Origin of the sequence: Vibrio sp. 10N.261.52.C2, from assembly GCF_041471425.1 — a bacterium.
Lineage (GTDB): Bacteria > Pseudomonadota > Gammaproteobacteria > Enterobacterales > Vibrionaceae > Vibrio > Vibrio crassostreae_C.
The window spans coordinates 141,109-155,750 of the sequence record NZ_JBFROH010000010.1 but is presented as its reverse complement, the minus strand read 5'-3'; the positions used below and the strand labels follow the sequence as shown (position 1 = coordinate 155,750).

At 45.9% G+C, this 14,642-nt stretch carries 10 protein-coding genes; 9 read left to right on the top strand and 1 reads right to left on the bottom strand.

Annotated features, from left to right (window positions below; genetic code table 11):
• The first annotated feature begins 328 nt into the window (after window positions 1-328).
• The 9 genes from AB4307_RS03640 (at window position 329) to AB4307_RS03600 (ending at window position 13,522) form a co-directional block, all read left to right on the top strand.
• Window positions 329-1,669 (top strand): carbohydrate porin, encoded by a 1,341-nt coding sequence (locus tag AB4307_RS03640; RefSeq protein WP_229647891.1) that lies wholly within the window; start codon window positions 329-331, stop codon window positions 1,667-1,669.
• Between the two features lie 200 nt (window positions 1,670-1,869).
• A complete protein-coding gene (locus AB4307_RS03635) occupies window positions 1,870-3,888 on the top strand; it encodes a methyl-accepting chemotaxis protein (protein WP_372131149.1) in 2,019 nt (672 codons plus the stop codon).
• A 446-nt stretch (window positions 3,889-4,334) separates the two neighbouring features.
• Window positions 4,335-5,342: a LacI family DNA-binding transcriptional regulator gene (locus AB4307_RS03630; protein WP_009846150.1), complete on the top strand. Its 1,008-nt coding sequence runs from the start codon at window positions 4,335-4,337 to the stop codon at window positions 5,340-5,342.
• 18 nt (window positions 5,343-5,360) lie between these two features.
• Complete coding sequence (locus tag AB4307_RS03625; protein WP_017083012.1) at window positions 5,361-6,608, top strand: ABC transporter substrate-binding protein; 1,248 nt, start codon at window positions 5,361-5,363, stop codon at window positions 6,606-6,608.
• A 66-nt stretch (window positions 6,609-6,674) separates the two neighbouring features.
• Entirely contained in the window at window positions 6,675-7,661 is a 987-nt protein-coding gene (locus tag AB4307_RS03620; RefSeq protein ID WP_009846152.1) for a carbohydrate ABC transporter permease, read from the top strand.
• Between the two features lie 46 nt (window positions 7,662-7,707).
• On the top strand, window positions 7,708-8,556 hold the full coding sequence (locus AB4307_RS03615) for a carbohydrate ABC transporter permease (RefSeq protein WP_017077012.1): 849 nt from the start codon (window positions 7,708-7,710) through the stop codon (window positions 8,554-8,556).
• Window positions 8,557-8,573: 17 nt separating this feature from the next.
• Window positions 8,574-9,923 (top strand): GH1 family beta-glucosidase, encoded by a 1,350-nt coding sequence (locus AB4307_RS03610; protein WP_372131147.1) that lies wholly within the window; start codon window positions 8,574-8,576, stop codon window positions 9,921-9,923.
• Window positions 9,923-11,014 (top strand): ABC transporter ATP-binding protein, encoded by a 1,092-nt coding sequence (locus AB4307_RS03605; RefSeq protein WP_009846155.1) that lies wholly within the window; start codon window positions 9,923-9,925, stop codon window positions 11,012-11,014. Before AB4307_RS03610 ends, AB4307_RS03605 begins: the two co-directional genes overlap by 1 nt.
• 93 nt (window positions 11,015-11,107) lie before the next feature.
• The gene (locus AB4307_RS03600) at window positions 11,108-13,522 is read left to right on the top strand and encodes a glycoside hydrolase family 94 protein (RefSeq protein WP_372131145.1); all 2,415 of its coding nucleotides are present in this window, start codon (window positions 11,108-11,110) and stop codon (window positions 13,520-13,522) included.
• A 129-nt stretch (window positions 13,523-13,651) separates the two neighbouring features.
• On the opposite strand, the gene AB4307_RS03595 is transcribed toward AB4307_RS03600, so the two are convergent.
• Window positions 13,652-14,599 (bottom strand): aldose 1-epimerase, encoded by a 948-nt coding sequence (locus AB4307_RS03595; protein WP_372104946.1) that lies wholly within the window; start codon window positions 14,597-14,599, stop codon window positions 13,652-13,654.
• Between the last annotated feature and the right edge of the window lie 43 nt (window positions 14,600-14,642).

The following is a 14,642-nucleotide window of genomic DNA, read 5'->3' as shown; positions in this document are numbered from 1 at the left end:
ACTATTGGGGGTCAGTTCAGATTTTGAGGCTTTTCATATATATGAAAACTTATCAAAACTGCACCATATTTCCTTCATTTTTACATACACTTTTCCGTGATAGATCCCGCCATTATTGATGAAATGAAAGCGATTTCAAGCTGATATTTCACGCGTTTCCTTTCCTAAGTTTCTGATATTAAATTAATAGTTTTGGGTATGACTTTTCTAAAAGTTTCATGGCTCTCGACCTAATTTATCAGTGTGAACAGCAACCAACTTTTCAACGCTTTCATTGCTTAATATTTCCCTGTTCGATGAAAACTCAAAAAAATAATAGGGAATTACAATGCAAAAATTTAAGCTTTTGCCAATAACAGTCGCAGTGGCGGCCTCGCTTGCTTCACTCTCTTCTTTTGCTGCTGATACTGATATCGAAGCATTAGAAAAACGCATTCAAGAGTTAGAATCTAAGGTTGTGGATATTGATTATGTTAATGATCAACAACCCGCAGTTTTAACAGCAGAAACTAAGGTGCCAGATGGCATCGTCTTCTCTGGTTATGCTCGTTACGGCGCTCACTACAAGAGCGGTGATGAGCGTTACGTAGACATCGGTACAACAGGTCGTTCTGTCGGTCGTTTGGGTAACGAAGCTAATGGTGGTGAGGTTCAGCTAGCTAAGCTTTTCCAAGCTGACAATGGTGCGATTTGGGACATCGTATTCATGGCTGACCACTGGGAAGCAGACGCTTGGGCTGACGACGGCGGCCTGAGTATGAAAAAAATGTACGCAGGTGTAACTAACGTATTTGAAAGCCAACCAGAACTTTATATGTGGGCTGGTCGCGACTTCCATCAACGTCCGCAACAAGGTTTGAACGATTACTTCTGGATGACACACGATGGTCAAGGCGCTGGCTTTAACAACCTAGATTTCGGCGGCGCTAAGCTAGATATGGGCTTTGTTGGCCAAGTGAAAGGCGGCCTCGTAAATGACAATGGCCGATACGCCGTGACAGCGAAGCTACACAGTATTGACGCAGGTATTGGTAATCTGGATTTTTACGCGAACTACGGTTTTGCATCGAGCGAAGCGGATACGTCTACGACGACTGAGTACGTATACGATCCAGTGACAGATTCAATGCAGCCTGTCGTGACTCAAGGACAAAAAGTCAGTGATGAAACGGCCTACCTAGTAGGTGCAACATTAGGCTTGGGTGAGTCTAACAAGTTGGTTGTTAAGTACGGTGACGGTGCCGATTCATCGGTATATGACCTTAAAGGTGATTACCAGACTTTTTATGCAAGTGTTGAGGGTAGCTACGCTGCATCTGAACAGTTCATCATTGATTACTTAGTGTCTTACAAAGACAACTCTGGCTCAGACTTAGATCGTGAGAATACTGAATACGCGGGTATCGTTCGTCCACAGTACCAATGGGATGATGTTCACTCTACATGGTTAGAAGCTGGCTACGGCATGGTTGATTACGATGATGACGGTGAAGAGAACGCGTGGAAAGTCACTTTGTCTCAAAACGTATCTTTAGGTGGCTTACCTTGGAGCCGTCCAATGCTTCGTTTCTACACAACCGTGGGTGATGTAGAAACCAAAGGCAACACAGTGAAGACAACGAATGTTGACACATTGTCGTTCGGCGCAATGTTTGAAGCTTGGTGGTAATCACCGATATAGAAAGAGCGGCTCTTTGAATTCGGCATATTTTCAAAGAGCCATGCTTTCGAATATCCATGCTTTTCAATAGTACGTAAATACTGTCCATTTTAGCCCTAAAGGCAGATTGATTAGGGCACGTTTCAATTAACTCCATTCTTGGGCACATTTTTGTGCCCTTTTTTTCGCCACTAGATCAGGGATTTACTATGAGACTTTCTTCCATCGTGTCTCGAGTTTATTTAGGTTTCTTCGTACTGACTGTGATCATGCTGGGTTCTGCATGGTTAAGCATCAGTAGCAATAAAGACATCACCACTCGAATCGAAAACATCACCCAGCAAGCTACGCCATTAATACTTCAATCTTCAACGTTAACCATCCGATTTCTGGACATTAATCGCAGCACCACACCCTACTTATCCGCTAACTATATTGATGAACTTGAGCCACTGAAACAAACCGTCTTAAACAACATCGAGCTATATCAGCAGCAATTGAACTGGTTCGAAGGTAAGGGCGTAGCTGGTTCACAAATGGAAGCCATGCTTAACAACATCACTCAAACAGGTTTGTTGACTATCGATAAGATAGAGCAGGTATTAGAGCTTTATGTTGAGTATTTGGATAGCAAAGATCTCGGTTCGATGGGACAAGCGCAATTTCAATCTGTGGTTGGACAGCTCAATAATACTTTGGTGAATCAACTCGCGAGTGCAGATTCAGAGCAGACACAAAAGGCAGTCGAAGCTTTGTTGGTGCAATTGAGTTTGATTGCCGCGGAAGCCAACGAAGCGTTTTCACTGCAAACATCTTCGGAGGTTCGTGGGGTAGAGCGTCGCCTACAAAGTCGCAAAGAGCGATTCGAACAAGCGGTCGCAGGTTTAGATAATCTGGATTCATCTTTGCTGCGCCGCAGTAAACAGTCTTTATCGTTGCTCGCTTCACACGCGTTTTCAGCCAGTGGCTCAGTCGCTACCCATAAAGAAACCGTCAAACTCGATGAGTCTATCTCCCTTCAAAAGCAGGAAATTGAACAGCTAATCGATCAACAGTTAAGTCACTTTGATGAGCTTTCAATGTACGCTGAAGACACCGCGACACGCCTGTATCACGAATCGATGGACTCTTCACAGCAAGCCCTTGTGATGCAGGGTTTTATTGCACTTGCTTCCGTGCTTATTGCTCTGTTGATCGGGTTGAATATTGCCAAAGGTATCCGTAAACCAAGCAAGCTGCTACAAAGTGCACTCGACCAAGTTGCCAATAAAGACTTGAGCGCGATGGTGCAGTATCAAGCCAATAATGAGTTCGGCTCAGTGAGCGACAAGGTCAACTTAGTGATCAGTCACCTGACTCAAATGATTGAGAACATGCGCCAATCGTCAACGCGCCTAAAAGAAGCATCTTTAGAGAACCAAAGCACTAGCCGTTCATTGAGCGAGGCGATGCAAGACCAAACCAATCAGACCGTGATGGTGGCAACGGCCATGGAGCAAATCGAGTGCTCAGTGACCGAAATAACTCAAGCCGCTAATCAAACGTTAACCTTGGTGACCGAAGCGGTGTCGAGTTCCAATCATGGCCAACAGACGATGGACAAAAGCGTCGAGTTGATGGGCAGTTTAGAGCGTAAGTTAGCAGAATCAACAGCGACCATTGGTCAGATTGAAAGCGAAAGCGCCAGTATTGGCTCTATTTTGGATGTAATATCTGGTATCTCTGAACAAACCAATTTGTTGGCATTGAATGCCGCCATTGAAGCGGCGCGAGCAGGAGAACAAGGGCGCGGTTTCTCTGTGGTGGCTGATGAAGTTCGCGTGTTAGCGGCCAAAACCAATGCTTCTACGCAAGAGATACACAACAAGATCGAGCAGTTGCAAACTAGCTCTAAACTGGCGGTTGAACAGATCAATCAGTGCATGGTGGGTATGGTTCAATGTGTTGAGCAAACGGGCGAAGTGAATCACTCGATATCGACGGTGTCTGATCTTCTGAACGAAGTAGAGCAAAGAAGCCATCAAATTGCGACCGCGACGACAGAGCATCAAGTCGTTGCCTCTCAAGTCACTCAAAATATCAGTCAGATACACACCTTGGCTGAAGATAACTCGCAACGTTCTCAAGTGCTTTTTTCCCACGGTCAACAGCTTGAAACTATGTCGCAACAGCAATTCTCATTAACTCAAGAGTTTAAGTTAGCGGAATCATCTAATCACAAAGATTAGAGCCAGCTAATTTCTTCTATGATTTCACGCCCAGCCTTCCGCTGGGCGTTTTCGTATCTGGTTTTTCTGATGAAAAGGCTTTGAGCTAAAATTACCGTGAAATGTTCTCATACAATTTCGAAAGGCCATTGAAATAACAAGGTCACTTTCCCCGTGTATATTGCCGTCAGCTGCGGATTCATCATCAAATGACGTTTTCAAAAAATGGATTTAGGCGGGCTTGTTTGATCTGACGAACAAGTAACCGAGCGCCATCTTGATAATATGAACAATAATTTCATGAAACAGTTTCATGGCGTGAAGTGAATCTGTAAGCGCTTTCATGATTTCCACAACTGGCCTTTTTACCTCCAACTTTAGTGTGATGACACTCACTTCAACTAAAACGTAATTTCTTAATAATCGTTTTGTAAGCGGTTACAAGCTAATGAAGTATCGAGGTTCGAGTGGCGACAATTAAACACGTATCAGAACATGCAGGTGTGTCTCAAGCGACAGTGTCTAGAGTGATCAACGGCACCAGTAGAGTGAGTCATGACAAGAAATTAAAGGTTGAAAAAGCGATCAAGGAGCTGGGTTATCGCCCGAATTCTATCGCCCAAGCCTTGGCTTCAAGTCGTACTGGTAGTGTGGGTGTTGTTGTTCCAGAACTTGGCGGCTCTTTCTATTCAGGCATTTTGCATTGCATAGAGGAAAACCTACGCCGCTTTGGTTACCACGCTGTGGTTACAGCGGGTTCGAATACTGAGCAAGGGCAACGTGAGTCTGTGGAGTTTCTGTTGGGGCGTCGTGTTGATGCTTTGATTCTTCATACTCAACTGCTCAGTGATGATTATTTAATTGAATTGGAAGAACAGGGGACCCCTGTGGTTTTAATTAACCGCTTCATCCCAGAAATGGCGATGAGTTGCATTGATATTGATAACGAAGTCGGGGGGCTACTCGCTACTCAATATCTTTTGCAAAAGGGACATACAGATATCGCGTGTATTACCGGGCCTTTAGATAAAGCAGATGCTAGGGGGCGTTTGCAGGGGTATCGAAAGGCCTTGGAAGAAGCGGGTGTGCCATACGATGAAGCATTAGTCTCGGAAGCGGGCTTTACTGAAGAGACGGGCATCAGTGCTATGAAGAAGCTGATTAATCGTAAGTGTCATTTCACAGCAGTATTTGCTTCGAATGACCACATGGCATTTGGCGCCTTCGAGGTGTTGCATCAAGAGGGACTGTCTGTTCCTAAAGATGTATCACTGGTGGGCTTCGATAACACCATCTTCGCGCGCTATCTGACCCCTAGTTTGACCACCATTAATTTCCCTATTGAAGAGATGAGCGTTGAAGCAGTACAGCTCACTCTACAGAAGCTAAAAAAAATAAAACATGACGTGAACTTTAAATTGCTGCCGACGTTGGTCACTAGAAACTCGGTATCGGATTTACCAGTTACCCTATAAAAATATTAAGGATAGAACATGAAATTTAAGACCTTAGCGCTTTCATGCGCGGTTGCTTTAGGATTAGGTACAACAGCTGCAAATGCAGCAGACAAAGAAATTCGTTTCGACGGTTTCCCTGATTTCGATAGCAGCCTGAAGGTATTACTGCCTGATTTCGAAAAGGAAACGGGTATCAAAGTTGATTACCTTATGAACAACCACGGTGACCACCACACGAAACTCACAACGAACCTTGCAACGGGTTCTGGTGCCGGTGATGTGATTGTTGTCGACGTTGAGAAAATTGGTCCATTTGTTGGCTCTGGCGGCCTAGTTAACCTGTCTGAAAACTACGGTGCAGATAAATACGAAGAACGATTCGCACCTTACGCATGGGCACAAGGCAAAGGCGCTGACGGCGATATGTATGGTATCCCTGTCGACCTAGGTCCAGGTGTTATGTACTACCGTACCGACGTGTTCGAAAAAGCGGGCATTGATGTAGAAGAAGCAATCAAAGATTGGGATTCATACATTGCTGCTGGTGAAAAACTGAAAGAGCAAAACGTACAACTTATCGCTTCGGCAGCCGACGTGGCACAAGCGATTATCTTCACGACCGTTCCTGAAGGTGAAGGTCTGTACTTCGATAAAGATGGCAACCCAGTGGTTACATCAGAGCGTTTTGTTCACGCTTTTGAAGTAGCAAAAGAAATTCGCGACAAAGGCTTAGACGGCCGCATTCTGGCTTGGTCTAACGAATGGTACGAAGGCTTCCGCAACGGCACATTTGCAACTCAACTTTCTGGCGCTTGGCTTCTTGGTCACCTAAACAACTGGATTGCTCCTGAAACTAAAGGTAAGTGGGCAGTAGAAAACCTACCTGATGGTATCTACGGCAGCTGGGGTGGTTCATTCCTTTCAATTCCAACTCAATCAGACAATCCAGATGAAGCTTGGGCGCTTATTGAATACATGACGACTGACCGTGAAGTACAGCTTAAGCACTTCGAAACGATTGCCGCTTTCCCTGCGAACATCACAACGTATGACGATGAGCTTTTCCAAGAAGAGATGGAGTTCCTAGGTGGACAAAAAGCCCGTCTTCTTTTTGCTGAAGTGGCGCAAAACATCAAACCCGTCTCTCCAGCACAAGGCGACCACGTTGCACGTTCTATTATCTTAGAGAACGCATTGATGGAAGTACTTGATGAAGGTAAAGACATCAAGACTGCGCTTAAAGAGGCAGAGCGTCTAATCAAGCGTCGCACGCGTAATCTTTAATTTGTTTTTACTTTAAGTAAGTGAGGGAGCGTGGATAACGCGCTTCCTTTTTAAGAGGTCGTTACTATGAATCATACAGCGAGCACAACGATAGAACCTGCGGACAAAAGCCTTTTTTCTCGTCTAAATTTGAAAGCGCTTACACCGTATGGATTTCTTCTGCCGTTTCTGATCATTTTTTCTGTATTTGGGATCTTCCCGCTGTTGTTCTCTGTTTACCTGTCGTTCCACGAGTGGAACCCGGTAAGAGGCATGGATGCGATGGAGTTCGTTGGTTTTGAGAACTATCACATTGCTTTAACGGACCCATGGCTATGGCGTTCATTGAAGAACACGCTTTGGCTAGCGATCACTTCAGGCGTGGCTCAGCACTTAGTCGCTATTCCAGTGGCTTACATGTTGGTTTCAATGGGTGACCGTATGCGTCACTGGCTAACATCGGCGTATTTTCTACCGTTCATTACATCAACGGTCGCAGCGTCACTGATTTTCTTCAATATGTACTCTCCTAACTCAGGAATTATTAACCAAACGCTAATGGCACTAGCCGATAGCACGCTGTTTGGTTGGGCATTCGCTTGGGTTAACGATTTCCAACCCATCCGTTGGTTAGACGATGCCACTATGGTGAAGCCGTCTATCGCAATCATGGTTTTCTGGAAATACACCGGTTTTAACATCGTCCTTTACACCACAGGTTTAATGACGATTCCTAAAGACATCTTAGAAGCTGCACGTATGGATGGTGCCAATGCCTTCCGCCGCTTCTGGAACATTTCACTACCAATGATTCGTCCATTCATCTTCTTTGCTATCACGATGACCATCATCGGTAACCTGCAAATGTTTGAAGAACCGTTCGTACTAACACGTGGTACAGGTGGTACTGGCCAATCTGGTTTAACTATCTCGATGTACCTCTACAAAGTGGGTTGGGAATGGCTAGAAATGGGCACAGCATCTGCTATCTCGTGGTTACTGTTTGCACTCATCGCGACTTGTACATTGGTTCAATTTTTACTCTTTGGTAAGAAAGGCTTAGGGGAACATTAAGATGTCGACATCAATTAAGACAAATACCTCACCACTAAGTGGACTGATGCCAAGCGAACGCAGCATGTACATTCTGACTAAGATCTTGATGGTCATGTTAGGCATATTACTGGTTGTTTCAGCGCTGATTACAGTCTTCCCATTTGTGTGGTCGGCACTGCTATCAACGCGTGACCGTTCTGAAATTTTCGGTACGGGCATTAGCTTTGCGATAGGCGATAGCCTGGCGATTAACTACGCCAAATTGCTTGAAATCATGCCGTTTTGGAAAGCGATGTTTAACTCGATTTACGTGGCTTTCTTAGGCACCACCATCTCGCTGCTGTTTTGTAGCATGGGTGGCTACGCGTTTGCTGTGTTTAAGTTCCGCGGTAAGAACGTGTTGTTCGGCATGCTGGTTGGCTCAATGGCGATTCCGCCTGTGCTTAGCTTGATCCCTTACTTCATGATCGTGAAATTCTTAGGCTTGCTGGATAACCACATGGCGGTATGGCTACCGTTCACCACCACACCATTTGGTATCTTCTTGATGCGTCAGCACGTGATTGCATCGATTCCCAAAGAGCTACTTGAAGCGGCGAAATTGGATGGTGCTGGTGAGTTCAGAACGTACTGGAGTGTGGTATTGCCACTGATGAAGCCTGCACTCGCAACATTGGCTATCGTTCAGTTCGTTTTCTTCTGGAACATGTTTATGCAGCCTCTCGTGGTGCTAAATAACCCAGATAACTATGTTATTACGCAAGCACTTCGAAGTGTTCAAGGTATTCCGAATACGCCATGGGGCGCGGTAATGCTAGGTACCACAATTTCTATTTTACCGCTCGTGATTACTTACCTGTTCGCATCGAAACAGATGATTAGTGGTTTAACGTCCGGCGCAGTCAAAGGTTAGGTTTAAGGGTTATAACAATGAATAAATATCAACTTCCAAGTGATTCAAAGTTACGCAGTAAGGAATTTGTATTCGGTGTCGCGACATCTTCATACCAAATTGAAGGCGGCGTTGAAGAGGGCGGTCGTACACCGTCTATCTGGGACACTTTCTGCAAGACGCCGGGCAAGGTCGATAACGGCGACAATGGTGATGTGGCGTGTGACCACTACCACTTATGGAAACAAGATATCGAGATGATTCAAGGCTTAGGCGTTGATGCTTACCGTCTCTCTATTGCATGGCCGCGCATCCTGCCACAAGACGGTGTCGTCAACCAGCAAGGTCTAGAGTTTTACGGTCAGATCATCGACGAGTGTCATGCTCGCGGTATGAAAGTGTATGTGACGCTGTATCACTGGGATCTTCCGCAATACCTTGAAGACAAGGGCGGGTGGCTAAACCGAGAAACGTCTTACAAATTCGCAGAATACGCAGAAGTGGTGAGTAAATACTTTGGTGACAACATCGATGTGTACACAACGCTGAATGAACCGTTTGTGTCTGCATTCCTAGGTTACCGCTGGGGCGAACATGCGCCAGGTATCAAGGGCGAAAAAGAGGGCTACCTAGCGTCTCACCACCTAATGCTGGCACACGGTTTGGCAATGCCGATCCTTCGTAAGAATGCACCTCACGCTAAGCATGGTGTGGTATTCAACGCGACGCCAGCTTACCCGCTGACGCCACAAGACCAAGCGGCAGCAGACTACTGCGAAGCCGAGAACTACCACTGGTTCATCGACCCAGTATTAAAAGGCGAGTACCCACAATTGGTGGTTGAACGCCAAGCGATGAACATGCCTATGATCCTTGAAGGTGATTTAGACATCATCAGCGCACCGGTCGATTACATCGGTATCAACTACTACACACGCAATGTCGCTCGCTTCAATGAGAACGGCGATATTGAATCGGTGAAGCAAAAAGATGCTGAACACACTTACATTGGCTGGGAAATTAACCCACAAGGTTTAACCGACTTATTGCTAAGACTGGATGCTCGCTACGAAAATATGCCACCTATCTACATCACAGAAAATGGCGCAGCGGGCAACGATGAACGTGTAAACGGACAAGTGATGGACGACCAACGCGTTCGTTATTTCCAAGGTCACATCGAAGCGGTTCACAACGCGGTTGAAGCGGGTGTGAAAGTCGACGGTTACTTCGCTTGGAGTCTGATGGATAACTTTGAGTGGGCATTCGGCTACTGCCAGCGTTTTGGCATTGTCCATGTTGACTACACCACCCAAGAAAGAACATTGAAACAGAGCGCAATTGCGTACCGAAATATGCTGCTAGAGCGCGCTGAGGAGAACAGATAATGGCTAAAGTAGAATTTAAGAACATCAAAAAATCATTCGGTGATGTTGAAGTCGTCAAAGAGTTTGATTTTACGGTTGAAGACGGTGAGTTCGTGGTTTTCCTTGGCCCATCTGGCTGTGGTAAATCGACAACGCTACGCATGCTTGCTGGCCTTGAAAGTATCAGTTCTGGTGACATCGTGGTTGGTGGCAAGTTGATGAATAAAGTCGACGCTAAAGACCGTGACTTAGCGATGGTATTCCAAAGCTACGCTCTGTACCCGCACATGACGGTGTACGAGAACATCGCGTTTGCGCTAAAACTGAAGGGCATGCCGAAAGCAGAAATCGACGTAGAAGTGTTAAAAGCGGCGAAAATGCTAGAGCTTGACCCACTACTCAACCGTAAGCCGAAAGAGCTTTCTGGTGGTCAACGTCAGCGTGTGGCAATGGGCCGTGCGATGGTTCGTACGCCTAAGGTTTTCTTGTTTGATGAGCCGCTGTCTAACCTAGATGCAAAACTTCGTGGCGTGATGCGTGAAGAGATCAAACATCTACACCGTGAACTAAAAACCACCACGATCTACGTAACCCACGATCAGATCGAAGCGATGACATTGGCGGATCGCATCGTGATCCTGAAAGACGGATATGTTGCTCAAGTTGGTACACCAACCGAGGTGTTCCAGCGTCCGGCAAACAAGTTTGTCGCGCAATTCATTGGTAACCCGTCAATGAACATGTTGGAAGCAAAACTGATTGAAAAAGAAGGCGAGTACTTCGTTGAAATCGGCGATGTTCATATCCCACTGCCTGAGCGCTTTAAGTCTCTGGCGTCTAAGAACCTAGCGCTGCATTTTGGTGTTCGTCCAACAGACATTCATCTACGTGCCGAGCAAGTTGACCACGACCGCGTGCTGCCATTCCCTGTGAAAATCAAAGACAAGGAATTACTGGGCGCAAGCATTCTTCTGAAAACAGAAATTGGCGGTCAGCCGTTGATGGTTGAAACCCAAGCCGCTGAAGTGGATGTAAAAGATCTGACGCTTTACTTGGATTTGGATGCTTTCCACTTGTTCGATGCTCTGAGTGAGAACTCGCTAGCGAGCTAGTCAGTCAATTTAAATCAGTCATTGAGCTGACACCAACCAACTTACGACAAATTGTTTTGGCTCCTCCTGATTTGGGAGGGGCTAGGGATAGTGATGATGAAATTCGGATATTTTGACGATAAAAACAAAGAATACGTAGCAACCACACCGTGCACACCGATCAAATGGTGTAACTATGTTGGCACATTAGATTTCGGTGGCATTGTCGATAGCAACGGCGGCGTGTTGTTGTGTAAGGGCGATCCTGCACTCAACCGCATCACTAAGTACATTGCTCAATTGCCAAACTCAGATTTCAAAGGCTCGACCCTATACCTCAAGGTGCGTGACGAACCTGGCAACGTAGAGGTGTTCTCACCTTTCTACACGCCAACCTTGAAGCCGCTAGATAAGTTTGAAAACCACACCGGTTTATCATACACAACCATCATTGCAGAAGCATTTGGTGTGCGTTGTGAAGCGACTTTCTTCGTACCAAAAGCTGACCAAGTACTGCTACAAGACATCAAAGTCACCAACATTTCAGGTAAAGCACTGCACGTTGATGTGGTACCTGTGTATGAATTCACACACTTCGATGCACTTAAACAGCTACTCAATGCGGACTGGGTTCCACAAACCATGACGCTAAAAGCACACCAGCAAGAGTCGGGTCATACCGTGCTTGAGCAGTATGCCTTCATGAAGCGTGACTACGCGGTGAACCTGATGACAGCGGATCGCCCTGCAACGTCTTTTGATGGTGATCGCCAATCGTTCCTAGGTAATTTGGGCTACGGTACATGGGCAGCGCCACAAGGACTAAACAATGATGAATTAGGCAACACCGAGTGTTTGCGTGGCGACAACATTGGCGCACTGAACCTGCGTCTAGGTTGGTTATCTCCAGAGCAGACAGAACGTACAGTTGTACAAATCGCACAAGAACAGAGCCTAGAAGCAGCATTGCCTCTGCTGGCTAAATACCGTGACCATCAAGTGGTTGATTCAGCTTTCGCTGAACTGGCTGAACATTGGGATGGTTACCTGCAAGCGGTTCAGGTTGAAACGCCAGATCCTGCGATGAACTCGATGTTGAACGTACATAACCCACGTCAGTGTCACACAACCAAAAACTGGTCTCGTTACCTGTCTCTGTACCAGCTTGGCTATGGCGCACGTGGCATTGGTTTCCGTGATTCTTCGCAAGATACGTTAGGCGTAATTACTCACATGCCAGAAGAAGCGCGTGAGTTCATTGAGCGTCTGTTATCTGTGCAAAACACCAACGGTTCTGCGATGCACCAGTTCTTCCCATCAACCATGGAAGCGAACGCGGGTGACTCTCGTGAAGAGGAAGATCGCCCTGATTACTACGGTGATGATCACCTGTGGATCATCTACGCGGTGACGCAATATGTGAAAGAAACGGGCAATGCAGACTTCTTGAATAAAGAGATCTCGTTCTATCAAAAAGACAAAGCGGGCAACCCAGTTGAAACGGGAACGGTTTGGAACCACCTGTGCCGCGCGATTGAATTTACTTATACCAATACTGGTGAGCACGGCCTACCGCTGTTAGGTTTCGCTGACTGGAATGACACGGTGAACCTGCCAACGGGTGCAGAATCGATGATGGTGGCTAACATGTACGGCAAAGCACTGCTCGACATGTTGGACTTGTGTGAGCTGCGTGGCGAAGTGCAACTGACGGCTAAGTTTAACGATCAGTACCAACAGATGCAGAGCACCGTCAATGAATGCGGCTGGGATGGCGAATGGTTTGTTCGTTACTTTGATGAGCAAGGTTTGCCAATCGGTTCTCATAAAAACGAGCAAGGTCAGATCTACACCAACGGTCAAAGCTGGCCTGTAATCTCTGGTTTTGCGACTCAAGAGCGTGCTACTCAGGCGCTGGATTCGGTTTACAACAAACTGAACACGACCAATGGCATCAAGCTTTCAACACCGGGTTACAACGGCTTTGATCCTCAGCTAGGTGGCGTATCGACGTACCCACCAGGTGCGAAAGAGAACGGCGGTATATTCCTGCATTCCAACCCTTGGGTGATGATCGCAGAAGCGAAAATGGGCAATGGCGAACGTGCTTACGAGTACTACCGTCAAATCAACCCGGCTTCTAAGAACGATGACATTGATACCTTTGAATCTGAGCCTTACTGCTACCCACAAAACATTTTGGGTGACGAACATAAGCAATTTGGTTTAGGCCGAAATGCATGGCTTTCTGGTACTTCATCTTGGACTTACGTGGCGGGTACGCAGTGGATTCTGGGTGTTCGCCCTGAAGTGGATGGTTTGCTGGTGGACCCATGTATTCCTGCTGAGTGGCCTGAATTCAAAGTCCGTCGTCAATTCCGTGGTGCAACATACCATATTCATGTCACTAACCCGAATAACGTGTGTAAGGGTGTGGTGGAGATGAAGGTAAATGGTGACCTGATTTCAGGTAATAAAGCGCCAGTATTTACCTCTGGTGAGCACACCATCGAGGTGATTTTAGGTTAACAAAGAGAAGGGCGCTTTATGCGCCCTTTATTGCTTCTTTAGTTTGCTTCTTTCGTTGCAGTTGTTTCGTTAGCAATGCGTTCTCTGGGGGCTGATTTCGCATACAGCAGTTGCTTTAGTTTGCTTTCTTTATGTTGGCTGATAGGTGGCTTGGCATTGCCAAGTAAAGGTTTGAGATTGGTTCGGGCTAAGTGTCAATAAGCCAATCTGGTTATTGAAGGCATCAGCGGGGCAAGTCATTGGTTCTATTGCAATACTTTGCTCGCTAGTTGGCGTGTACAGCTGAACGAATGGGTAGCTTTCATCTTGTTGGTAGCGAATAGCGGCAGACGAATCTGAGCGCGTAAACGCAAGTTGGTTGGTTGTCTTGGAATCAAATTCAAAGCAGTGATTTAAGCTTTGATTGGTGAGCGAGTCGTCCAAAGACAAACGGTCAAAAGCGTGCTTTTCACCATTGGGTAGGTCGTTTTCGTGTATGACCTCAGAGCAAGGCGACATAGCGAGTCCACATTGTGCTAGCTCAGTACCGAGTGAAAAATAAGGGTGCCAAGCATCACCGAATGGGAAGGCTGAATCACCCAGATTAGAGACGGTCGTTGAGGAAGTGAGCTTACCCGTGGTATCGATAGTGAAGGTGACTTCAAGGTTGAACGCAAACGGGAAAGCAGGATGCAAAGACGACGTATGATATTGCAACGTCACACTGGCGGATTCTTCAGTGGCTACGCTGTTTGTAATTGAAAAAGGTTGGTTGTAGAGCAGGCCGTGTACGGCGTGATCAGACCAAGGAAAGTTAGCTGGGAGTTGATGGTTTTGGTTATCGAAACTGTAACGACCTAAGTTTAAACGGTTTGGAAAAGGGAATAATTTAGCACTGCGGGAAAAGAACGGATGTTGGTTGATCAGTTCATCATAATTCTGATAACCACAAATAAAAGAGAATGGACTGTTATTTACGATATATTTATTAATAACAGCACCAAATCCATTGATTATTTGAAGTTCTATACCATGTTGGTGGTTTATTAATGTGACAGAGTCAATATTTCCAAATTTTTCATTTATAATTTTAAACATGTTGATGTCTCCATTTTTAAAAGATATTAACAAGAAGAAAAAA

Coding starts and splice junctions, on each gene's coding strand:
- AB4307_RS03640 (WP_229647891.1), top strand. CDS start 329: ATGCAAAAATTTAAGCTTTTGCCAATAACAGTCGCAGTGGCGGCCTCG.
- AB4307_RS03635 (WP_372131149.1), top strand. CDS start 1,870: ATGAGACTTTCTTCCATCGTGTCTCGAGTTTATTTAGGTTTCTTCGTA.
- AB4307_RS03625 (WP_017083012.1), top strand. CDS start 5,361: ATGAAATTTAAGACCTTAGCGCTTTCATGCGCGGTTGCTTTAGGATTA.
- AB4307_RS03620 (WP_009846152.1), top strand. CDS start 6,675: ATGAATCATACAGCGAGCACAACGATAGAACCTGCGGACAAAAGCCTT.
- AB4307_RS03615 (WP_017077012.1), top strand. CDS start 7,708: ATGCCAAGCGAACGCAGCATGTACATTCTGACTAAGATCTTGATGGTC.
- AB4307_RS03610 (WP_372131147.1), top strand. CDS start 8,574: ATGAATAAATATCAACTTCCAAGTGATTCAAAGTTACGCAGTAAGGAA.
- AB4307_RS03605 (WP_009846155.1), top strand. CDS start 9,923: ATGGCTAAAGTAGAATTTAAGAACATCAAAAAATCATTCGGTGATGTT.
- AB4307_RS03600 (WP_372131145.1), top strand. CDS start 11,108: ATGATGAAATTCGGATATTTTGACGATAAAAACAAAGAATACGTAGCA.
- AB4307_RS03595 (WP_372104946.1), bottom strand. CDS start 14,599: ATGTTTAAAATTATAAATGAAAAATTTGGAAATATTGACTCTGTCACA.